Annotated in this window: 21 protein-coding genes; 19 read left to right on the forward strand and 2 right to left on the reverse strand. The window is 71.8% G+C overall.

Annotated elements, in window-relative coordinates:
• Positions 1–141: 141 nt before the first annotated feature.
• From pgsA to OG702_RS30055, 15 genes are all read left to right on the forward strand, one after another.
• A complete protein-coding gene (pgsA, locus tag OG702_RS29985; protein WP_327292062.1) occupies positions 142–864 on the forward strand; it encodes a phosphatidylinositol phosphate synthase in 723 nt (240 codons plus the stop codon).
• Complete coding sequence (locus tag OG702_RS29990) at positions 861–1799, forward strand: phosphatidylinositol mannoside acyltransferase (protein ID WP_327292063.1); 939 nt, start codon at positions 861–863, stop codon at positions 1797–1799. Before pgsA ends, OG702_RS29990 begins: the two co-directional genes overlap by 4 nt.
• Positions 1796–2956 (forward strand): glycosyltransferase family 4 protein, encoded by a 1161-nt coding sequence (locus tag OG702_RS29995; protein WP_327292064.1) that lies wholly within the window; start codon positions 1796–1798, stop codon positions 2954–2956. The genes OG702_RS29990 and OG702_RS29995 overlap by 4 nt, the downstream gene beginning before the upstream one ends.
• Positions 2957–2958: 2 nt before the next feature.
• Positions 2959–3519 carry a hypothetical protein gene (locus OG702_RS30000; RefSeq protein WP_327292065.1) on the forward strand — a complete coding sequence of 187 codons (561 nt, stop codon included), beginning with the start codon at positions 2959–2961 and terminating at the stop codon, positions 3517–3519.
• A gap of 129 nt (positions 3520–3648) precedes the next feature.
• Entirely contained in the window at positions 3649–4560 is a 912-nt protein-coding gene (pdxS, locus tag OG702_RS30005; RefSeq protein ID WP_327292066.1) for a pyridoxal 5'-phosphate synthase lyase subunit PdxS, read from the forward strand.
• A gap of 6 nt (positions 4561–4566) precedes the next feature.
• Positions 4567–5157, forward strand: coding sequence for a pyridoxal 5'-phosphate synthase glutaminase subunit PdxT (gene pdxT / locus OG702_RS30010; RefSeq protein WP_327292067.1), 591 nt, complete (start codon positions 4567–4569; stop codon positions 5155–5157).
• 66 nt (positions 5158–5223) lie between these two features.
• A complete protein-coding gene (locus OG702_RS30015; RefSeq protein ID WP_327292068.1) occupies positions 5224–5976 on the forward strand; it encodes a YebC/PmpR family DNA-binding transcriptional regulator in 753 nt (250 codons plus the stop codon).
• Between the two features lie 172 nt (positions 5977–6148).
• Positions 6149–6814 carry a crossover junction endodeoxyribonuclease RuvC gene (ruvC, locus tag OG702_RS30020; RefSeq protein WP_327292069.1) on the forward strand — a complete coding sequence of 222 codons (666 nt, stop codon included), beginning with the start codon at positions 6149–6151 and terminating at the stop codon, positions 6812–6814.
• The gene (gene ruvA, locus OG702_RS30025) at positions 6811–7422 is read left to right on the forward strand and encodes a Holliday junction branch migration protein RuvA (protein WP_327292070.1); all 612 of its coding nucleotides are present in this window, start codon (positions 6811–6813) and stop codon (positions 7420–7422) included. The genes ruvC and ruvA overlap by 4 nt, the downstream gene beginning before the upstream one ends.
• Before the next feature lie 134 nt (positions 7423–7556).
• Positions 7557–8639 (forward strand): Holliday junction branch migration DNA helicase RuvB, encoded by a 1083-nt coding sequence (gene ruvB, locus OG702_RS30030; protein ID WP_327292071.1) that lies wholly within the window; start codon positions 7557–7559, stop codon positions 8637–8639.
• Between the two features lie 159 nt (positions 8640–8798).
• Positions 8799–9281, forward strand: a complete 483-nt coding sequence (gene yajC / locus OG702_RS30035; protein ID WP_327292072.1) for a preprotein translocase subunit YajC — start codon at positions 8799–8801, stop codon at positions 9279–9281.
• A gap of 78 nt (positions 9282–9359) precedes the next feature.
• Positions 9360–11165 carry a protein translocase subunit SecD gene (gene secD, locus OG702_RS30040; RefSeq protein ID WP_327292073.1) on the forward strand — a complete coding sequence of 602 codons (1806 nt, stop codon included), beginning with the start codon at positions 9360–9362 and terminating at the stop codon, positions 11163–11165.
• The gene (secF, locus tag OG702_RS30045) at positions 11165–12358 is read left to right on the forward strand and encodes a protein translocase subunit SecF (RefSeq protein ID WP_327292074.1); all 1194 of its coding nucleotides are present in this window, start codon (positions 11165–11167) and stop codon (positions 12356–12358) included. Before secD ends, secF begins: the two co-directional genes overlap by 1 nt.
• A gap of 118 nt (positions 12359–12476) precedes the next feature.
• The gene (locus OG702_RS30050) at positions 12477–13037 is read left to right on the forward strand and encodes an adenine phosphoribosyltransferase (protein WP_327292075.1); all 561 of its coding nucleotides are present in this window, start codon (positions 12477–12479) and stop codon (positions 13035–13037) included.
• 187 nt (positions 13038–13224) lie between these two features.
• Positions 13225–15684 carry a RelA/SpoT family protein gene (locus tag OG702_RS30055; RefSeq protein WP_442814579.1) on the forward strand — a complete coding sequence of 820 codons (2460 nt, stop codon included), beginning with the start codon at positions 13225–13227 and terminating at the stop codon, positions 15682–15684.
• 87 nt (positions 15685–15771) lie between these two features.
• Here OG702_RS30055 and OG702_RS30060 read toward each other — a convergent pair whose 3' ends face one another.
• Together OG702_RS30060 and OG702_RS30065 are read right to left on the reverse strand one after the other, a co-directional pair.
• Positions 15772–17001, reverse strand: a complete 1230-nt coding sequence (locus OG702_RS30060; RefSeq protein ID WP_327292076.1) for a DUF349 domain-containing protein — start codon at positions 16999–17001, stop codon at positions 15772–15774.
• 146 nt (positions 17002–17147) lie between these two features.
• A complete protein-coding gene (locus OG702_RS30065; protein ID WP_327292077.1) occupies positions 17148–17990 on the reverse strand; it encodes a peptidylprolyl isomerase in 843 nt (280 codons plus the stop codon).
• 293 nt (positions 17991–18283) lie between these two features.
• Here OG702_RS30065 and OG702_RS30070 point away from each other — a divergent pair, with 293 nt between their 5' ends.
• The 4 genes from OG702_RS30070 (at position 18284) to OG702_RS30085 (ending at position 22464) form a co-directional block, all read left to right on the forward strand.
• Positions 18284–18997 carry an MBL fold metallo-hydrolase gene (locus OG702_RS30070; RefSeq protein ID WP_327292079.1) on the forward strand — a complete coding sequence of 238 codons (714 nt, stop codon included), beginning with the start codon at positions 18284–18286 and terminating at the stop codon, positions 18995–18997.
• A gap of 11 nt (positions 18998–19008) precedes the next feature.
• The gene (gene hisS, locus OG702_RS30075) at positions 19009–20271 is read left to right on the forward strand and encodes a histidine--tRNA ligase (protein ID WP_327292080.1); all 1263 of its coding nucleotides are present in this window, start codon (positions 19009–19011) and stop codon (positions 20269–20271) included.
• Between the two features lie 101 nt (positions 20272–20372).
• The gene (locus OG702_RS30080) at positions 20373–21029 is read left to right on the forward strand and encodes a vitamin K epoxide reductase family protein (protein ID WP_327292081.1); all 657 of its coding nucleotides are present in this window, start codon (positions 20373–20375) and stop codon (positions 21027–21029) included.
• Positions 21030–21108: 79 nt separating this feature from the next.
• Positions 21109–22464 (forward strand): replication-associated recombination protein A, encoded by a 1356-nt coding sequence (locus OG702_RS30085; protein ID WP_327292082.1) that lies wholly within the window; start codon positions 21109–21111, stop codon positions 22462–22464.
• Positions 22465–22488 lie beyond the last annotated feature (24 nt).

Raw genomic sequence — 22488 nt, forward strand, 5'->3', positions numbered from 1 at the left:
CCCGCGGTCTTTCGACCTTCCCACGCCGGTCAGGCCGCGTCCATACGTCGTACCGGGGGCGGCCGGTCCGGTCGGCGGTTCGGGCGGCCGGCGGCGGGCCCGGCGGTGCCTCGCGCGTCGGCCGTCCGGCGGCTGGCTACGATGGGCCATCCGGTGGCGGCCTCGGGCCGCCGCGCCCACATCCTCCGACCCGTCGGGAAGGCCATGCTGAACAAGTACGCGCGTGCGTTCTTCACGCGTGTTCTCACGCCGTTCGCCGCATTTCTCCTGCGCAAGGGGGTCAGCCCCGACACGGTGACCCTGATCGGCACCGGGGGAGTGATGGCAGGTGCGCTGGTCTTCTATCCCAGAGGCGAGTTCTTCTGGGGCACCGTGGTCATCACCCTGTTCGTCTTCTCCGACCTGGTCGACGGCAACATGGCCAGGCAGGCCGGCGTCTCCAGCCGCTGGGGCGCCTTCCTGGACTCCACCCTGGACCGGGTCGCCGACGCGGGCATCTTCGGCGGCCTGGCCATGTGGTACGCGGGCAAGGGCGACAACCTCGCGCTGTGCGCGGTGACCATCTTCTGCCTGGCCAGCGGCCAGGTGGTGTCCTACACCAAGGCGCGCGGCGAGGCGATCGGCCTGCCGGTCAACGTCAACGGCCTGGTCGAGAGGGCCGAGCGGCTGGTCGTCACCCTGACGCTGTGCGGCTTCTCCGGCCTGCACAAGTTCGGCGTGCCCGGCATCCAGTACCTGCTGCCGATCGCGCTGTGGGCGGTCGCCGCGGGCAGCCTGGTCACCCTCATCCAGCGGGTGGTGACCGTACGCCGGGAGTCCGCCGAGGCGGACGCGGCGCTGGCCGAGCAGGGGAGCGGGGTGTGAAGGAACGCGTGATCGACGGCCTGTACGGGGCGGGCTGGGCCGCGGTCAAGACGCTGCCGGAACCGGCGGCCAGGGCGCTGGGACGTACCGTCGCCGACGCCGCCTGGCGGCAGCGCGGCAAGGGCGTGCTGCGCCTGGAGTCCAACCTGGCCCGGGTGGTGCCGGACGCAGGCCCTGAGGGGTTGCGCGAGCTGTCCAGGGCCGGGATGCGCTCCTACCTGCGGTACTGGATGGAGTCCTTCCGGCTGCCCGCCTGGAGCAAGGACCGGGTACGCGGCGGCTTCGACCCCTCCGACGTGCACTACCTGACCGGCGGCCTGGCGGCCGGCAGCGGCGTGATCCTGGCGCTGCCGCACATGGCCAACTGGGACCTCGCGGGCGCCTGGGTCACCACCAAGCTGGAGACGCCGTTCGCCACCGTCGCGGAACGCCTCAAGCCCGAGACGCTCTACGACCGCTTCGTCGCCTACCGCGAGGGCCTGGGCATGGAGGTGCTGCCGCACACCGGCGGCAGCGCGTTCGGCACCCTGGCCCGCCGCCTGCGCGACGGCGGCCTGGTCTGCCTGGTCGCCGACCGCGACCTGTCCACCTCCGGCGTCGAGGTCGACTTCTTCGGCGAGAAGACCAGGATGCCGGCCGGCCCCGCGCTGCTCGCCCAGCAGACCGGGGCGCTGCTGTTGCCGGTCACCCTGTGGTACGACGACTCGCCGGTGATGCAGGGCAGGGTGCACCCGCCGGTCCCGGTGCCGGCCGAGGGGGACCGCGCCCACCGCACCACGGTGATGACCCAGGCGCTCGCCGACGCGTACGCCTCCGGTATCGCGGAGCACCCGGAGGACTGGCACATGCTGCAACGGCTCTGGCTGGCCGACCTCGAACCGCGCGCCGGCGCTCCCGTGCCGGCCGCCGACGGCAGCGGAACGGGGACCGTGTGAGGATCGGGATCGTCTGCCCGTACTCCTGGGACGTCCCTGGCGGCGTCCAGTTCCACATCAGGGACCTCGCCGAGCACCTGATCGCGCTCGGCCACCACGTCTCGGTCCTGGCGCCCGCCGACGACGAGACCCCGCTGCCGCCCTACGTCGTCTCGGCAGGGCGCGCGGTCCCCGTTCCCTACAACGGGTCGGTGGCCCGGCTGAACTTCGGCTTCCTGTCCGCGGCCCGGGTCAGGCGCTGGCTGCACGACGGCGCCTTCGACGTCGTCCACATCCACGAGCCCACCTCGCCCTCGCTCGGCCTGCTCGCTTGCTGGGCCGCGCAGGGCCCGATCGTGGCGACCTTCCACACCTCCAACCCGCGCTCGCGGGCGATGATCGCCGCCTACCCGATCCTGCAGCCCGCGCTGGAGAAGATCAGGGCGCGCATCGCGGTCAGCGAGTACGCCAGGCGCACCCTGGTCGAGCACCTGGGCGGCGACGCTGTCGTCATCCCCAACGGCGTCGACGTCGACTTCTTCGCCCGCGCCGAGCCGCGCAAGGAGTGGCAGGGCGACACCATCGGCTTCATGGGCCGGATCGACGAGCCGCGCAAGGGGCTGCCGGTGCTGATGCGGGCGCTGCCGGCCATCCTCGCCGAGCGCCCCGGCACCCGGCTGCTGGTCGCCGGCCGTGGCGACGCCGAGGAGGCCGTCGCCACGCTGCCCGAGCAGATGCGCGGCCGGGTCGAATTCCTCGGCATGGTCAGCGACCAGGACAAGGCGCGGCTGCTGCGCAGCGTCGACCTCTACGTGGCGCCGAACACCGGCGGCGAGTCCTTCGGCATCATCCTGGTCGAGGCGATGTCGGCCGGCGCCGCGGTGCTGGCCAGCGACCTCGACGCCTTCGCGCAGGTGCTCGCCCAGGGCTCGGCGGGCGAGCTGTTCGCCAACGAGGACGCCGACGCGCTGGCCGCCGCCGCTCTGCGGCTGCTCGCCGACCCCGGGCGGCGCACCGCGCTGAGCGCCAGGGGCCGCGCGCACGTACGCCGCTTCGACTGGTCCTCGGTCGGCGCGGACATCCTGTCGGTCTACGAGACGGTCGCCGACGGCGCCGCGCACGTGGCCACCGACGAGCGGACCCGGCTGCGCGGGTTCTTCGGTCCCGCGCGCCGGTAGCCTTGCCGCCCGTGACCACCACCATCATCTGGATCGCGGTGGCGCTCGTCGCGGTCGGCCTGTACCTGAGCTGGACCGCGGGGCGCCTTGACCGGCTGCACGCCCGTATCGACGCGGCCCGCGCGGCGCTGGACGCCCAGCTGCTGCGGCGCGCCTCCGTCGCCCAGGAGCTGGCGACCGCGGGGGTGCTCGACCCGGCGGCGTCCATCGTGCTCTACGAGTCCGCGCACGCCGCCCGGCAGGCCGAGCCGGAGCAGCGGGAGGTGGCGGAGAGCGAGCTGAGCCAGGCGCTGCGCGCGGTCTTCCCCGACCCGGACGCGGTCGGCGAGGTCAGCGGCGCCCCCGGCGGCACCGCGGCGATCGGCGAGCTGACCCAGGCGGTACGCCGGGTGCCGATGGCCAGGCGCTTCCACAACGACGCGGTCCGCGCCGCCCGCGCAGTCCGCGAGCACCGGGTGGTGCGCTGGCTGCGGCTGGCCGGACACGCACCCTTCCCGCTGGCTTTCGAGATGGACGACGAACCACCGTCCCCGCTGACCACAGAGGGCGCGGGCGCGCACTGACGGTCCCGGCGGCGGGAGCCACCCGCGCCGAATTGGCCCTTTTCCGCCGCCGCCCGGCGACCGACGATGGCAGTGGCCCTGGTGGCGAGCCGGGGCGACTACTGCCGTTCACCAGCGAGTGAGGTCACCGTGTCCACCACACCGTCCGCCGCAAGCAGCCCCGAGACGGGCACCGCACGTGTCAAGCGCGGTATGGCCGAGCAGCTCAAGGGCGGCGTGATCATGGACGTCGTCACCCCGGAGCAGGCCAGGATCGCCGAGGACGCCGGAGCCGTCGCCGTCATGGCGCTGGAGCGGGTGCCCGCCGACATCCGCAAGGACGGCGGCGTGGCCCGGATGTCCGACCCCGACATGATCGACGGCATCATCGCCGCGGTCTCCATCCCGGTGATGGCGAAGTCCAGGATCGGCCATGTCGTCGAGGCCCAGGTGCTGCAGGCGCTCGGCGTGGACTACATCGACGAGTCCGAGGTGCTCACCCCGGCCGACGAGGTCAACCACTCCGACAAGTGGGCCTTCACCACCCCCTTCGTCTGCGGCGCCACCAACCTCGGCGAGGCGCTGCGCCGGATCGCCGAGGGCGCGGCCATGATCCGCTCCAAGGGCGAGGCCGGCACCGGCAACGTCGTGGAGGCGGTCCGCCACCTGCGGCAGATCAAGGGCGAGATCGCCCGCCTCAAGGGCCTGGACAACAACGAGCTGTACGCGGCCGCCAAGGAGCTGCGCGCCCCCTACGAGCTGGTCAGGGAGGTCGCCGAGCTGGGCAAGCTGCCCGTCGTGCTGTTCTCCGCCGGCGGCGTGGCCACCCCCGCGGACGCGGCCCTGATGCGCCAGCTCGGTGCCGAGGGCGTCTTCGTCGGCTCCGGCATCTTCAAGTCCGGCGACCCGGCCAAGCGGGCCGCGGCCATCGTCCGCGCCACCACCTTCTTCGACGACCCGAAGGTCATCGCGGACGCCTCCCGCAACCTGGGCGAGGCCATGGTCGGTATCAACATCGACACACTCCCCGACTCCGAGCACTACGCCAACCGCGGCTGGTAACCACCGATGCCGCGTCCCACCATCGGTGTGCTGGCCCTGCAGGGCGACGTCCGCGAACACCTCTCGGCGCTGGCCGCGGCGGACGCCGCGGCCGGCCAGGTCCGCCGCCCCGAGGAACTGTCCGGCCTCGACGGCCTGGTCATCCCCGGGGGCGAGTCCACCACCATCTCCAAGCTGGCGGTGCTCTTCGGCGTGATGGAGCCGCTGCGGGCCGCGATACGCGCCGGGCTGCCGGTCTACGGCAGCTGCGCCGGGCTGATCATGCTGGCCGACAAGATCCTCGACCCCCGATCAGGCCAGGAGACCTTCGGCGGCATCGACATGATCGTCCGCCGCAACGCCTTCGGGCGGCAGAACGAGTCCTTCGAGGCGTCCGTCGAGGTGGACGGCGTCCAGGGCGGCCCGGTCGACGGCGTCTTCATCCGGGCGCCCTGGGTCGAGTCGGTCGGCGCGCGGACCCGGGTGCTCGCCGAGTACGGCGGCCACATCGTCGCCGTACGGCAGGGCAATGTGATGGCCACGTCCTTCCACCCGGAGCTGACCGGCGACCACCGGGTGCATGAACTCTTCGTGGCCGCCGTGCGCGCCGCGGGCTGACGGGATCCCGGTAGGATCGACCGCGCGACGAAGAACAGCAATGGGTGACGCGAAGGAGACTGTCGGATGTCCGGCCACTCTAAATGGGCTACGACGAAGCACAAGAAGGCCGTGATCGATGCCAAGCGCGGCAAGCTCTTCGCGAAGCTGATCAAGAACATCGAGGTCGCGGCCAGGACCGGCGGAGCCGACCCGGACGGCAACCCCACCCTCTTCGACGCCATCCAGAAGGCGAAGAAGAGCTCGGTCCCGAACAAGAACATCGACAGCGCGGTCAAGCGCGGTGCCGGTCTTGAGGCGGGCGGCGCCGACTACCAGACGATCATGTACGAGGGCTACGGCCCCAACGGGGTCGCGGTCCTCATCGAGTGCCTGACCGACAACCGCAACCGCGCCGCCTCCGACGTCCGTGTCGCCATGACCCGCAACGGTGGCTCGATGGCCGACCCGGGCTCGGTGTCGTACCTCTTCAACCGCAAGGGCGTGGTGATCGTCCCCAAGGGCGAGCTGGGCGAGGACGACGTGCTCGGCGCGGTCCTCGACGCCGGCGCCGAGGAGGTCAACGACCTCGGTGAGTCCTACGAGGTGATCAGCGAGGCCACCGACCTGGTGCCGGTACGCAAGGCGCTGCAGGACGCGGGCATCGACTACGACTCGGCGGACGCCAACTTCCTGCCGACCATGCAGGTCGAGCTGGACGAGGACGGCGCACGCAGGATCTTCAAGCTGATCGACGCCCTGGAGGACAGCGACGACGTGCAGAACGTCTTCGCCAACTTCGACGTCTCCGACGAGGTCATGGAGAAGGTCGACGCCTGACGGTCGGTCAACTCGCCGTACGAGGGCGGGCCGGCGGGACATCCCCCGTCGCGCCCGCCCTCGTTGTCGGTGCGACCGGCTAATCTCCAGGTGGGACCGGACGGCAGTGCGACCGGCACGTCGACGGCACATCGACCGGCGGTGCGATCGGTGGTGCGAGGAAGGGGGCGCGGTGCGGGTGCTGGGCGTGGACCCGGGTCTGACCCGGTGCGGGATCGGCGTGGTGGACGGCACCGCGGGCCGCCCGCTGACGATGGCCGGCGTCGGCGTCGTGAGGACTCCGGCCGACGCCCCGATCGGCGACCGGCTGGTGCTGATCGAGCAGGGCATCGAGGCCTGGCTGGACGAGCACCGGCCAGAAGCGGTCGCCGTGGAGCGGGTGTTCAGCCAGCACAATGTGCGCACGGTGATGGGCACCGCCCAGGCCAGCGCGGTCGCCATCCTGTGCGCCGCCCGGCGCGGCCTGCCGGTCCACCTGCACACCCCCAGCGAGGTCAAGGCCGCCGTCACCGGCAGCGGCCGGGCCGACAAGGCCCAGGTCGGTGCCATGGTCACCCGGCTGCTCCGGCTGGACGCGCCGCCGAAGCCGGCGGACGCCGCCGACGCCCTGGCGCTGGCCATCTGCCACATCTGGCGCGGCCCGGCCACCGACCGGCTGCGCCAGGCCGTCGCCGCCCAGACCGCGGCCGCCCGGACGGCCGCGGCCCGGACCGCGACCCGCGCCCCAGGGGCCGCGCCCGCCGCCCGCAACGCCGCCGCCCGCACCACTGCCGCCCGGGCCGTCGCGGCCCGAACCGCCCGCACCGCCGCCGTATCCGACCAGGAGTCCGCCACGTGATCGCCTTCGTCAGCGGCCAGGTCGCCGCACTCGCCCCCGACACCGCCGTCATCGAGGTCGGCGGCGTCGGCATGGCCGTGCAGTGCGCGCCGAACACCCTCGCCGCGCTGCGGGTCGGCAGGCCCGCCCGGCTGTCCACCTCGCTGGTGGTCAGGGAGGACTCGCTCACCCTCTACGGCTTCGCCGACGACGACGAGCGGCAGGTCTTCGAGCTGCTGCAGACCGTGAGCGGGGTGGGGCCGCGGCTCGCCCAGACGATGCTGGCGGTGCACTCGCCCGACGCGCTGCGGTCGGCGGTGGCCGGCGGCGACGAGAAGGCGCTCACCGCCGTCCCCGGCATCGGCAAGAAGGGCGCGCAGCGACTGCTGCTCGAACTGAAGGACCGGCTCGGCGCACCGCTCGGCCCCGGCGCGGCCACCGGCGTGGGCACGGCGGTCGGCGCGTCCTGGCGCGAGCAGCTGCACGCGGCGCTGCTCGGTCTCGGCTACGCCACCCGCGAGGCGGACGAGGCCGTGGCCACCGTCACCCCGCAGGCCGAAGCGGCGGCCGAGCCGAACGTCGGCGCCCTGCTGCGCAGCGCCCTGCAGTCGCTCAACCGCACCCGCTGACCCGCACCGCACTCCCGACCGCTCCCGACCGCTCCCGACCACCTCGGACCGCCGCAGGAACAACCGGACGACCCCCGATCAGACCGCCGCGACCCGAGCCCGCCACCGACCGCCGCTGACCCGAGAGACCATCCATGAACTGGGACGACGCCGCAGAAGCCGCACCCGACCACCTGCTCGACGCGGCGGCGGACAGCGACGACCAGGCCGTCGAGGCCGCACTGCGGCCCAAGGACCTGGGCGAATTCGTCGGCCAGGAGCGGGTCCGCGAGCAGCTCGGTCTCGTCCTGCAGGCCGCCCGCAAGCGCGGCGGCACCGCCGACCACGTGCTGCTCTCCGGCGCCCCCGGCCTGGGCAAGACGACGCTGTCGATGATCATCGCGGCCGAGATGGGCGTCCCCATCAGGATCACCTCGGGGCCCGCCATCCAGCACGCCGGCGACCTGGCGGCGATCCTGTCCTCGCTCGCCGAGGGCGAGGTGCTCTTCCTCGACGAGATCCACCGGATGTCCCGCCCGGCCGAGGAGATGCTCTACATGGCCATGGAGGACTTCCGGGTCGACGTGATCGTCGGCAAGGGCCCGGGCGCCACCGCGATCCCGCTGGAGCTGCCGCCCTTCACCCTGGTCGGGGCCACCACCCGGGCCGGACTGCTGCCGCCACCGCTGCGGGACCGCTTCGGCTTCACCGGGCACATGGAGTTCTACGCCCCGGCCGAACTGGAAAGGGTGATTCACCGCTCGGCCGGGTTGCTGGACGTGACGATCGACACGGCCGGCGCCGCCGAGATCGCCGGCCGCTCCCGCGGCACCCCGCGGATCGCCAACCGGCTGCTGCGCCGGGTCAGGGACTATGCGCAGGTCAGGGCGGACGGACTGGTCGACAGGGAGACCGCTGCCAAGGCGCTGGAGGTCTACGAGGTCGACGTCCGCGGCCTGGACCGGCTGGACCGGGCGGTCCTGCACGCCCTGCTGAAACTCTTCGGCGGCGGCCCGGTCGGCCTGTCCACGCTCGCCGTCGCGGTCGGCGAGGAGCGTGAGACTGTTGAGGAGGTGGCCGAGCCCTTCCTGGTACGGGAGGGGCTGCTGGCCCGCACCCCCCGGGGGCGGGTGGCCACCGCCGCGGCATGGACGCACCTGGGTCTCGTGCCCCCGCAGCACAGCGGGGGAGCGGGCCCGGGGACGGGACCGGGACAGACCGGGCTGTTCGGTCCGTGACGCGGACGCGCTCGTCGTTTCAGGAACCTCGGTGCCATGCTTGGCGTTGTTCCAGCGGCGAGCCAGCGCTTAGACTCCGCCGACGCCCTTCCTCCGGATCGGCACTCACATCCCGAAACCCAGGCCAGCCACGTTGGCCGTGCGAAGGAACGCCCCACCGTGAATCCCCTGATCCTCGTCTTCATCGTCCTCATCGGCGGCATGCTGCTCATGACCAGGTCGGCGAAGAGCAAGCAGCGCCAGGCCCTGGAGATGCGCAACAAGATGGAGCCCGGCTCCGGCATCCGCACCATCGGCGGTATGTACGCCGTGGTGAAGGAGGTCAACGAGGAGACGGTCCTGCTGGAGCTCACGGACGGGGTGCACGCGCACTTCACCAAGGGCGCCATCTCCACCGTCCTCAGTGAGCAGGAGTTCAACCGGATCGTGCACGGTATCGAGCCGGAGGACCCGGAGGACGACGTCGAAGCCGTGGACGACGCGGACGAGGCTGTCGAGACCGGCGAGCCGACCCCCGCCGTGGCCTCCGCGGAGACCGTGGTGACGGGCGAGGCGCACGGGCAGGACTCGGCCGAGGATCGCGTGGAGCTGAAGAAGGCCGAGGGCGGGCCGGGGCTGGGCGGCTCCGACGCCACCAAGTAAGGGTCCGGTACGCGCAACACTCGTCACCGCCCGTGAGCGCGCAGCCTCCGGTGCGGTCGGACAGGGAGAAACAAGAAGGTGGCAGCAGCCAAGAAGGGCCGCAGGTCCTCGGGGAGTCAGGGATACCCCGAGCGCGCTCTGGCCGTGATCCTCATCGCCCTGGTGGCGATGACCGGAGGCATCTTTCTCTCCGGTGACACCACCCCCCGGCTCGGCATCGACCTGGCGGGCGGCGTCAGCATCACGCTGACCGCCAAGGAGGGCCAGGGCAGCGCGGTGAACAAGTCGAACATGGACACCGCGGTCAGCATCATCAACAACCGTGTCAACGGTCTTGGCGTCTCCGAGGCGGAGGTGCAGACCGAGGGATCGAAGAACATCATCGTCAACATCCCGAAGGGCACCAACGCCGACCAGGCGGAAAAGCAGGTCGGCACCACGGCCCAGCTGTTCTTCCGCCAGGTGCTCGCCACCGACATCGGTGTGCCCGCGCCCACCCCGACCCCGTCGGGCAGTGCGACCCCTTCCGGTACTCCCTCCGGGACCCCCTCCGGTTCGCCGTCGTCCACGCCGAGCGGCAAGGCGACCCCGAAGTCCAGCGCCTCCGGCAGCCCGTCCGCCAGTTCCAGCGCCCAGGGCCGCGCCGTCACCGGCGCGCTGACCTCCGGCGTCAACAAGGCGCCGACCCCGCTGCCGACCTCGCCGCCGGCCACCGCCCCGGGCACCGTCCCCGGCACCACCACCCCGGGCGCCACGGGCGGCAGCACGGACGTGTCGATCCCGACCGACATGCAGGCCAAGTTCGCCGCGCTCGACTGCTCCAACGTCAAGCAGCGCACCGCGATCACCCAGGGTGCCGCGCCGAAGGAGAAGGTCATCGCCTGCGGCCAGCAGAGCGGCCAGTGGGAGAAGTACGTGCTCGGCCCCTCCCTGATCGACGGCAAGCGCATCTCGGGCGCCAACGCCTCCTTCGACACCCAGCAGGGCAACGGCTGGGTGGTGAACCTGACCTTCGACTCCGCGGGAGCCGGCCAGTTCACCAAGGTCACCGGTGACCTGTCCAGCCAGGCCGAGCCGAACAACCGCTTCGCCATCGACCTGGACGGCAACGTCCAGTCCGCGCCCTCCGTGCACGAGGCGCTGCCCGGCGGCAGCGCCCAGATCTCCGGCGGGTTCAAGCAGGGCGAGGCCGAGGACCTGGCCAACGTGCTGAAGTACGGTTCGCTGCCGCTGACCTTCCAGACCCAGGACCGCACCACGGTCTCGGCCGCACTCGGCGGCGAGCAGCTGCGCGGCGGTCTGATCGCCGGCGCCGTGGGCCTCGCCCTGGTCGTGATCTACATGTTCGCCTACTACCGCGGCCTGAGCTTCGTCGCCATCGCGAGCCTGGTGATGTCGGCGGCCCTCACGTACACGATCATGTGCCTGCTCGGCCGGGCCATCGGCTTCGCGCTGAACCTGCCGGCGGTCGCCGGTGCCATCGTGGCCATCGGTATCACCGCCGACTCCTTCATCGTGTTCTTCGAACGCATCAGAGACGGGTTGCGGGAGGGCCGGTCGCTGCAGCCGGCCGTGGCCACCGGCTGGCCGCGTGCCCGGCGCACCATCCTGGTGTCGGACTTCGTGTCCTTCCTGGCCGCCGCGGTCCTCTACGTGGTCACCGTCGGCAAGGTCCGCGGGTTCGCGTTCACCCTCGGTCTGACGACGCTGCTCGACGTCGCCGTGGTCTTCCTGTTCACCATGCCGCTGATGACGATCCTGGCTCGCCACAAGTTCTTCGCCCAGGGCCACAAGTGGTCCGGTCTCGACCCGAAGAGCCTCGGAGTCAAGGCGCCGCTGCGCCGCGTCCGCCGTACTCACAGCTCCGAGACGAAGGAAGCCTGATGTCCAAGCTCGGCACTCTCGGTCACCGGCTGCACCGGGGCGAGGTCAGTTACGACTTCGTGGGCAAGCGCAAGCTCTGGTACGGGGTCTCGCTGCTGATCACGGTCGTCGCGGTCGTCGGACTCGTGGTGAACGGCCTCAAGCTCGGCATCGAGTTCTCCGGCGGCGCGGTCTTCACCACGCCCAAGACCTCGTTCTCCGTCTCCGAGGCGCAGGACAAGATCGCCGGCGACACCGCGGGCCACCACGCCACCGTCCAGCGGCTGGGCTCCGGCAAGCTGCGTATCCAGGTCAGCGACATCTCGACGTCGACCTCGAAGGAGGTCCAGCAGAAGATCGCCGGCGACCTCAAGCTCGACACCACGAAGATCGACGCCGAGATCGTCGGCCCCAGCTGGGGCAAGGAGATCTCGCAGAAGGCCCTGAAGGGTCTGATCATCTTCCTGGTGCTGGTGGTCATCTACCTGGCCGTCGCCTTCGAGTGGCGGATGGCGGTGGCGGCGCTGGTCGCGCTGCTGCACGACATCACGATCACCACCGGTGTCTACGCCATCGTCGGCTTCGAGGTCAGTCCCGGTACGGTGATCGGTCTGCTGACCATCCTCGGTTACTCCCTGTACGACACCGTCGTGGTCTTCGACGGTCTCAAGGAAGCCACCAGGAACATCACCAAGCAGAACCAGCGCACCTACAGCGAGTACGCCAACCGCAGCCTCAACGGCACGCTGGTGCGGTCGATCAACACCACCGTGGTGGCGCTGCTGCCGGTCGCCGCGCTGCTGTTCATCGGCGGTGGCCTGCTCGGGGCGGGCGTGCTCAACGACATCGCGCTCGCGCTGTTCGTCGGCCTCACCGCCGGCGCCTACTCCTCGATCTTCATCGCGACCCCGATCGTGGCGGACCTCAAGGAGCGCGAGCCGCAGATGCGCGCGCTGCACAAGCGGGTGCTCGCCAGGCGCGCGTCCGACGTGCAGAAGGCCAAGGAGGCCGTGGCCCGCGGCGAGGACCCGGCGGCCGCGGCCGAGGACGACGACGTGCTCGACCGGGACGGCGGCGACGAGGAGGCCACCGCCTCCGCGGCGGCCGGCGTGGTCGGCCCCCGCTCGCAGGCCGGCACCACCCGCAGCCCGCGCACCCAGCCGGGCAGCCGGGGCAGCCGCGGCCGGAACCGCCCCTCCGGCAAGCGGCGCTGAACGGAGCACCAGCGGTCACCACGAGCCGCCCGGCCGTCACGGCCGGGCGGCTCGTGCGTGCCGCAGGGGGCACAATGCGGGGAGAGACGTCCATCAGGAAGCCGAGGAAAACAGCGCGATGACCACCACGCAGACCGCGTCCGCCGAGTTGCGCGAGCTGCTGCTCGCCCACATCAGGGACGTACCGGACTACCCGGAGCCCGGAGTGACGTTCAAGGACATCACCCCGCTGCTGGCCGACGCGACCGCCTTCGGCGCCCTGGTGGAGGCACTGGCCGCGCTGTGCGCCGAGCGCGGTGCCACCAAGGTCGTCGGCCTGGAGGCACGCGGCTTCATCCTTGCCGCCCCGGCGGCCGCCCGCGCGGGCCTGGGCTTCGTACCGGTGCGCAAGGCCGGCAAGCTGCCCGGCGACACCCACGGCACGGCCTACCAGCTGGAGTACGGCACCGCGGAGATCGAGGTCCACACCGACGCCTTCGCCCCCGGCGACCGGGTGCTGGTGATCGACGACGTGCTGGCCACCGGCGGCACCGCGGAGGCCAGCCTGGAACTGGTCCGCCGTACCGGCGCCACCATCGCCGGCGTGGCCGTGCTGCTTGAGCTGACCTTCCTCGGCGGCCGCGAGCGGCTGCTGCCGGCCCTGGGGGACGCCCCGCTGGACGCGCTGGTCACCGTCTGAGACCTGCGCGGCCCCCGGGGCCCGGCGGCCCGCCACGCGGCCGTACAACGCCGTACAGCGCCGTACGGCCCCTCGCACCCTCCGCCCGGACGCCGCCGGCCGGGTCCGGGGCGCCCGGGGGCTCCGCGCGCCCGGGTGTCGGCGCAGGTCGATACCATGGAAGTTCTACCCCGCGTGAGGAGTGCTCTTGCCAGACCAGGCCCAGCCACTCGACGCCGCGGGCGGTACGGAACCGGCCGCGCGCGGCACGGACACGCCCGCTGACGCCGCGACCGCGGAGGCCGAGCCCCAGCCCGACGCTCCCGCCGTCCGTCCGGTGCGCACCCCGGGCAGTGTCGCGCCGACCCGCCCCGGCGCGTCCTCCAGCCGGGTCCGCGCCCGGCTGGCCCGGCTCGGCGTGCAGCGCTCCAGCCCGTACAACCCGGTGCTCGAACCGCTGCTGCGGGTCGTCAGGGGCAACGACCCCAAGGGCGACAGCGCGCAGCTGCGGCAGATCGAGAGCGCGTACCAGGTCGCCGAGCGGTGGCACCGCGGCCAGAAGCGCAAGAGCGGCGACCCGTACATCACGCACCCGCTGGCCGTCACCACCATCCTGGCCGAGCTGGGCATGGACCCGGCCACCCTGATGGCCGGACTGCTGCACGACACGGTCGAGGACACCGAGTACGGCCTGGACCAGCTGCGCAGGGACTTCGGTGACCAGGTCGCGCTGCTGGTGGACGGCGTCACCAAGCTGGACAAGGTCAAGTTCGGCGAGGCCGCGCAGGCCGAGACGGTCCGCAAGATGGTCGTCGCCATGGCCAAGGACCCGCGCGTCCTGGTCATCAAGCTCGCCGACCGGCTGCACAACATGCGCACGATGCGCTACCTGAAGCGGGACAAGCAGGAGAAGAAGGCCCGCGAGACGCTGGAGATCTACGCCCCGCTGGCCCACCGGCTGGGCATGAACACCATCAAGTGGGAGCTGGAGGACCTGGCCTTCGCCATCCTCTACCCCAAGATGTACGACGAGATCGTCCGGCTGGTCGCCGAGCGCGCGCCCAAGCGGGACGAGTATCTGGCCGTCGTCACCGACCAGGTCCAGCAGGACCTACGGGCCGCCAGGATCAAGGCCACCGTCACCGGCCGACCGAAGCACTACTACAGCGTCTACCAGAAGATGATCGTCCGCGGCCGGGACTTCGCGGAGATCTACGACCTGGTCGGCATCCGGGTGCTGGTCGACACGGTCAGGGACTGCTACGCGGCGCTCGGCACGATCCACGCGCGATGGAATCCGGTCCCCGGCCGGTTCAAGGACTACATCGCGATGCCGAAGTTCAACATGTACCAGTCGCTGCACACCACCGTGATCGGCCCCAGCGGCAAGCCCGTCGAGCTGCAGATCCGTACGTTCGACATGCACCGCCGCGCCGAGTACGGCATCGCTGCGCACTGGAAGTACAAGCAGGAGGCCGTCGCCGGGGCGTCCAAGGTGCGCACCGACAGCCCGCGCTCGGACAAGAAGGACGACGCGGTCAACGACATGGCCTGGCTGCGCCAGCTGCTCGACTGGCAGAAGGAGACCGAGGACCCGGGCGAGTTCCTGGAGTCGCTGCGCTTCGACCTGTCGCAGAGCGAGGTCTTCGTCTTCACGCCCAAGGGCGACGTCATAGCGCTGCCGGCCGGCGCCACCCCGGTGGACTTCGCCTACGCGGTGCACACCGAGGTCGGCCACCGCACCATAGGCGCGCGGGTCAACGGCCGGCTGGTCCCGCTGGAGTCCACCCTGGACAACGGCGACCTGGTCGAGGTGTTCACCTCCAAGGCGGCCGGCGCCGGCCCGTCCCGCGACTGGCTGGGCTTCGTCAAGTCGCCGCGGGCGCGCAACAAGATCCGCGCCTGGTTCTCCAAGGAGCGCCGCGAGGAGGCCGTCGAGCACGGCAAGGACGCCATCGCGCGGGCCATGCGCAAGCAGAACCTGCCGATCCAGCGGGTGCTGACCGGCGACTCGCTGGTCACCCTGGCGCACGAGATGCGCTACCCCGACATCTCCGCGCTGTACGCGGCGATCGGCGAGGGCCACATCACCGCGCAGTCCGTGGTGCAGAAACTGGTCGACGCGCTCGGCGGCGAGGAGGGCGCGACCGAGGACGTCGAGGAGATCACCGCCCCGTCTCCCGGCCGCAGCAAGCGCCGGGCCAACGCCGACCCCGGGGTCGTGGTCAAGGGCACCAGCGACGTGTGGGTCAAGCTCTCGCGATGCTGCACCCCGGTGCCCGGCGACCCGATCATCGGCTTCGTCACCCGGGGCAACGGCGTCTCGGTGCACCGCGCCGACTGCGTCAACGTCGACTCGCTGTCCCAGCAGCCCGAGCGGATCATCGACGTCGAGTGGGCTCCGACCCAGTCCTCGGTCTTCCTGGTCGCCATCCAGGTCGAGGCGCTTGACCGGTCGCGGCTGCTGTCCGACGTCACCCGGGTGCTCTCCGACCAGCACGTCAACATCCTGTCCGCGGCCGTGCAGACCTCCCGCGACCGGGTCGCCACCTCGCGCTTCACCTTCGAGATGGGCGACCCCAAGCACCTCGGCCACGTGCTGAAGGCCGTCCGCGGCGTGGAGGGCGTCTACGACGTCTACCGCGTCACCTCGGGCCGCCAGCGCTAGCTCCCCGGCGCGCCAGCCGCGTCCGCACAACGCTGAACGGCCCCGGCACCTCGCAAGAGGTGCCGGGGCCGTTCACCGCGTGCGACACTAGCCGCCGAACTCCTGCAGGCCCTTGAGCGCCTGGTCCAGCAGCGCCTGGCGGCCCTCCAGCTCGGCCGCGAGCTTGTCGGCCTTCGCCGTGTTGCCCGCCGAGCGTGCCGCGTCGACCTGGTCGCGCAGCTTGTCCACCGCCGCCTGGAGCTGGCCGGTCAGGCCCGCCGCCCTGGCCCGCACCTCGGGGTTGGTGCGCCGCCACTCGGACTCCTCGGAGTCCGCCAGCGCCCGCTCCACGGTGTGCATACGGCCCTCGATCCGCGGCCTGGCGTCCCGCGGCACGTGGCCGATGGCCTCCCAGCGCTCGTTGATCGTGCGGAAGGCGGCACGCGCCGCCTTGAGGTCGGTCACCGGCAGCAGCTTCTCGGCCTCCACGACCAGCTGCTCCTTGGCCGCCAGGTTGTCCCGCTGCTCGCCGTCGCGCTCGGCGAACACCTCGGCGCGGGCGGCGAAGAAGACGTCCTGGGCACCGCGGAAACGATTCCACAGATCGTCCTCGGCCTCGCGCTGCGCGCGCCCGGCCGCCTTCCACTCCGTCATCAGCTCCCGGTAGCGGGCCGCGGTCGGCCCCCAGTCGGTGGAAGCCGACAGCGCCAGCGCCTCGGTGACCAGCTTCTCCTTGGCCCGCCTGGCGTCCTCGCGCTGCGCGTCGAGCGACGCGAAGTGCGCCTTGCGGCGCTTGGAGAACACCGACCGCGCGTGGCTGAAACGGTGCCACAGCTCGTCGTCGGCCTTGCGGTCCAGACGCGGCAGACCCTTCCAGGTGTCCACCAGCGCCCGCAGCCGCTCGCCGGCGGTGCGCCACTGCTCGCTCTCGGCCAGCTGCTCGGCCTCGGCGACCAGTTGCTCCTTGGCCGCCTTGGCCTCCTCGCTCTGCCTGGCCTTGGCCGCCCGGCGCTCCTCGCGCCGCGAGTCCACCAGCGCGACCAGCGCGTCGAGCCGGACGCCGAGCGCCGCGAGATCGCCCACCGCGTGCGCCTCGGTCACCGAGGCCCGCAGGTGCTCGATCGCGGCCAGCGCGTCCTTCGGGGCGAGGTCGGTGGTCTGCACCCGCCGCTCCAGGAGGCCGATCTCCACCACGAGCCCCTCGTACTTGCGCTCGAAGTAGGCCAGCGCCTCCGCGGGAGAGCCCGCCTGCCACGAACCGACCTCCCTCTCCCCGTCGGCCGTACGCACGTACACGGTCCCCGTCTCATCGACGCGGCCCCACGGGTCGCTGCTCACAGCGCCTCCTCCACGTGATGCCCTGCCGGCCGTCGGCCGGCGGGCATCGTCCACAGTGTCTCTCCGGCCGGGCTGTGCGCACTGGCCGGTCCAACGCCAACATAGGCGACCATCGCCCCGGCTGTCCGCATCCGATGCGGGGGGAATCAGGATTTGGTGACGGTCGCCTTGTTGATCACGGCGGTGGCGTTCGGAGCGCCGTCGCCCTGCCCGCCGCTGTTGTCACCCGCGGCGGCGATCTTGTTCAGCACCTTGAGACCGTCGGCGCTCATCGTGCCGAACGGAGTGTAGTTGGGCTGCAGCGGGCTGTCCTTGTAGACCAGGAAGAACTGGCTGCCCCCGGTGTTGGGGCCGCTGTTGGCCATCGCCACCGTCCCGGCCGGGTAGGTGACGCTGCCGCTGGGGTCGGCCTTGCCGAACGCGGTCAGGTTCTCGTCCGGGATCTTGTAGCCGGGGCCGCCGCTGCCCGTCGCGGTCGGGTCGCCGCACTGGAGCACGTAGATGCCGTTGGTGGTCAGCCGGTGGCAGCGGGTGTGGTCGAAGAAGCCCTTGTCCGCGAGGAACTTGAAGGAGTTCACCGTCGCGGGCGCCTTGGCCGCGTCCAGCGCGATCGGGATGGCGCCGCAGGTCGTCTGGAGCGTGAAGGTGTACTTCGCGCTCTTGTCGATCGTCGTCGCCGGTGCCTTCTTCCACGACGCGGTGCCGGGCTTGCCCGCGGCCGGCTTGGCGCACGGGTCCTTGACCGCCGGGGCCGTGGTGGGCGCCGTGGCGCTGGGGGTGGCGCCCGCCGCGTCGTCCTGCTTCTTGCTGCTGCCGTCGAAGGCGCCGGCCGCCACCGCGATGCCGCTCGCGGCGAGCAGCGCCACGACGACCCCGGCGATCAACAGGTTCCGGTGGCGCGACCTGCGGTGGACATCCACCCTGCGCGCCTGCTGCCGCTCGAACTTCTCCCGGGCGAGCTGCCGCCGCCGCTGATCCTTGGTGACCACTTCGCCGTCTCCCGGTCGCTCGTGTCGTCTGCCGTCTGATGCGTCTGATGCGGGGTTTCCCTCGCCCCGTGGCGTATTGTGCCGCAGGCCATGTGAGCTGTGCGTTCGCTGTGTTCGCACGTCGTGGTCGCGAGTCGCGGCACGGTGTGTGCGCAAATCTTGGCGCCCGGTGGCGGGTCCAGTCCAGTCCGCCAACGCGCCGATGCGCGCCCGATACGTGTTCGCGACCGCGATGTGCTCGCCGGTAGGCTCGTGAACCGCCGACACCGCCCGCGGACGACATAAGGACGAACGTGCTCATTGCCGGGTTCCCCGCCGGGGCCTGGGGGACCAATTGTTATGTGGTCGCCCCCGCCGCCGGTGAGGAGTGCGTGATCATCGACCCGGGCCACCTCGCGACCCAGGGTGTCGAGGACGCGCTCGCCAAGCACCGCCTCAAGCCGGTCGCCGTCATCCTCAGCCACGGCCACATCGACCATGTCGCCTCGGTGATCCCGGTGTGCGGCGCGCACGACGTGCCCGCCTGGATCCACCCGGAGGACCGCTACATGCTCGGCGACCCGGAGAAGGCACTCGGCCGGGCCATCGGCGAGCCGCTGATGGGCGAGCTGACCGTCGGCGAACCCGACGACCTGCGGGAGCTGGCCGACGGCGGCACCCTGCCGCTGGCCGGCCTGGAGTTCGGCGTCGCGCACGCGCCCGGCCATACCAGGGGGTCGGTGACCTTCAGGCTGCCGGAGGCCGCGGACATCCCGTCCGTGCTGTTCTCCGGCGACCTGCTCTTCGCCGGCTCCGTCGGACGCACCGACCTGCCCGGAGGCTCCATGGAGCAGCTGTACGAGTCGCTGGCACGGGTGTGCCTGCCGCTCGACGACTCCACCGTGGTCCTGTCGGGACACGGCCCCCAGACGACCATCGGCCGCGAGCGCGCCGCCAACCCCTTCCTGGGCGAGGCGGCCCGCGGCTCAGGAGCCCCGCACACGGCGGCTCCACGACGAGGATTGTGACGACTGCTGACGTGAGCACGTTCCAGGCCCCCAAGGGCACCTACGACCTGCTGCCGCCGGACTCCGCGGTCTATCTCGCGGTGCGCGAGGCGATCGCGGCCCCGGCCCGCCGCGCGGGCTACGGCTATGTCGAGACCCCCGGTTTCGAGACCGTCGAGCTGTTCTCCCGCGGGGTCGGCGAGTCCACCGACATCGTGACCAAGGAGATGTACACCCTCACCACCAAGGGCGGCACCCAGCTCGCGCTGCGCCCCGAGGGCACCGCGTCGGTGCTGCGCGCGGCCCTTGAGGCCAATCTGCACAAGGCAGGCAACCTGCCGGTCAAGCTCTGGTACTCGGGCTCGTACTACCGCTACGAGCGCCCGCAGGCCGGCCGCTACCGGCACTTCTCGCAGGTCGGCGCCGAGGCGATCGGCGCGGAGGACCCCCTGCTGGACGCCGAGCTGATCATCCTGGCCGACGAGGCGTACCGCTCGCTCGGCCTGCGCGGCTACCGGCTGCTGCTGAACTCGCTCGGCGACCGGGAGTGCCGCCCCGCCTACCGGACCGCGCTGCAGGACTTCCTGCGCGGCCTGGACCTCGACGAGGAGACCCGCCGGCGGATCGAGATCAACCCGCTGCGGGTGCTGGACGACAAGCGCGAGTCGGTGCAGCGTCAACTCGCCGCCGCCCCGCTGATCGCCGATCACCTGTGCGAGGCCTGCAAGGCCTACCACGAGCAGGTGCGCGAGCTGCTGGCCGCGGCCGGGGTGGCGTACGAGGACGACCCGCGGCTGGTGCGCGGCCTGGACTACTACACCCGCACCACCTTCGAGTTCGTCCACGACGGCCTCGGCTCGCAGGCCGCGATCGGCGGCGGCGGGCGCTACGACGGCCTGTCGGAGATGATCGGCGGCCCGTCGCTGCCGTCGGTGGGCTGGGCGGTCGGTGTGGACCGCACCGTGCTGGCGCTCAAGGCCGAGGGCGTCGACCTGGCGCTGCCCGCGGTCACCGACGTCTACGCGGTGCCGCTCGGCGAGGAGGCCAGGCGGGCGCTGTTCACCGTGGTCACCGCGCTGCGCAGGGCGGGGGTGGCGGCGGACTTCGCCTACGGCGGCAAGGGCATGAAGAACGCGATGAAGTCGGCGAACCGCTCCGGCGCCCGCTTCGCGCTGGTCGCCGGCGACCGGGATCTGGCCGAGGGCGTCGTGCAGGTCAAGAACCTGGAGAGCGGGGACCAGGAACCGGTGGCCCTCGGCGGGGTCGTGGCGGCCGTCAAGGAGCGGCTGGCGTAGACCCCTCGTCCGTGTATCAGGGCGGTCCGGGCTTATTCCAACCTGACCGCCCTGGTGCACAATGAGGGGTGCCCGCCCCACGGACCTAGAGATCGGCCATCATGACCACTACCGCCCTGGACGAGACGCGAACGGACGGCGAGAGCGAGCACCGCCCGGCCGACGGCATCGCGGCGGGCAAGGCCTTCAGCTGGCTGCTGCTGATCTGCGGTGCGCTGGGCCTGGTCGCGTCCTTCGTCATCACCGACGACAAGTTCCGGCTGCTGCAGGCGAAGGTCGACCACAAGACGCTGCACCTGTCCTGCAGCCTCAACCCGGTGATCTCCTGCGGCGACGTCATGCAGAGCGACCAGGCGCACGTCTTCGGCTTCCAGAACCCGATCATCGGCCTGGTCGCCTTCCCGGTGCTGATGACGCTGGCCATGGGCATGTTCGCCGGCGCCCGTTACAAGCCGTGGTTCTGGTACGGCCTGCAGGCCGGCGGCCTTTTCGGTGTGTGCTTCATCTCCTGGCTGCAGTATCAGACGATCTACAACATCAACGCGGTCTGCCTGTGGTGCTGCCTGGCCTGGGTCGTCACGATCGCCGCGTTCTGGTACACGGCGGTGCACAACATCAAGCACGGCCTGATCAAGGTCCCGGCCAAGGCCCGCGCCCTGGTGCTCGAATTCCACTGGGTCGTGCCGGTGCTGTGGTACGGCGTGATCGCCATGCTGATCCTGGTGCACTTCTGGTACTACTGGAAGACCGTCATCTGACCCCTGCCGCGCCCCGCCGGTGACCGGTGCCCGCGGCCGGCCGGCGCGGCTGTCGTAGCGGTGACCTACGCTGCAAGTTGTGGAGCCAGACCTTTTCACCGCCGCAGCCGAGGACCTCAGGGAGCGCGACCCCGGGGCCAGCCCGCTCGCCGTCCGGATGCGCCCGCGCGTCCTGGACGAGGTCGTCGGGCAGCAGCACCTGCTCAGGGCCGGATCGCCGCTGCGCCGGCTGGTGGGGGAGAGCGGCGGGGGTCCGGCAGGCCCCTCCTCGGTGATCCTGTGGGGACCGCCGGGCACCGGCAAGACCACGCTGGCGTACGTGGTCAGCAAGGCCACCAACAAGCGCTTCGTGGAGCTCTCGGCGATCACCGCCGGCGTCAAGGAGGTCCGCACGGTCATCGAGAGCGCCAAGCGCCAGTCCGGCGGCTACCAGCGCGAGACCGTGCTCTTCCTCGACGAGATCCACCGCTTCAGCAAGGCGCAGCAGGACTCGCTGCTGCCCGCGGTGGAGAACCGCTGGGTGACGCTGATCGCGGCGACCACCGAGAATCCGTACTTCTCGGTGATCTCCCCGCTGCTGTCCCGCTCGCTGCTGCTGACCCTCGAACCGCTCACCGACGACGACCTGCGCGGGGTGCTGCGCCGGGCGCTGGACTCCGACCGGGGCCTGGCGGGGGCGGTGAGCCTGCCGCAGGACGCCGAGGAGCACCTGCTGCGGATCGCCGGCGGTGACGCCCGCCGGGCGCTGACCGCGCTGGAGGCCGGCGCGGGCTCGGCGCTCGCCAAGGGCGAGGACACCCTCACGCTGGCCACCCTGGAGGAGTCCGTCGACCGGGCCGCGGTGAGCTACGACCGCGACGGCGACCAGCACTACGACGTGGCCAGTGCCCTGATCAAGTCCATCCGCGGCTCCGACGTGGACGCGGCGCTGCACTACCTGGCCCGGATGATCGAGGCCGGCGAGGACCCGCGCTTCATCGCCCGCCGGCTGATGATCTCGGCCAGCGAGGACATCGGGCTCGCCGACTCCACCGCGCTGCCCACCGCGGTCGCCGCCGCGCAGGCGGTGGCGATGATCGGCTTCCCCGAGGCGTCGCTGATCCTCTCGCACGCCACCATCGCGCTGGCGCTGGCCCCGAAGTCCAACGCCGCCACCACCGCGATCGGCGCCGCGCTCGCCGACGTCCGCACCGGCAAGGCGGGCCCGGTGCCGGCGCACCTGCGCGACGGGCACTACAAGGGCGCGGCCAAACTCGGCCACGCCCAGGGCTACGTGTATCCGCACGACGTGCCGGGCGCGGTCGCCGCCCAGCAGTATCTCCCGCAGGAGCTGTCCGGCCGCCGCTACTACGAGCCGACCCGCTACGGGGCGGAGGCGCGCTACGCCGACGTCCTGGAGTGGGTCCGCGAACGCCTGGCGGGCCGGGGCGAATAGCCGCGGCCCGCACACCGCGGCGGG

This window comes from Streptomyces sp. NBC_01198, assembly GCF_036010485.1.
Taxonomy (GTDB): Bacteria; Actinomycetota; Actinomycetes; order Streptomycetales; family Streptomycetaceae; genus Actinacidiphila.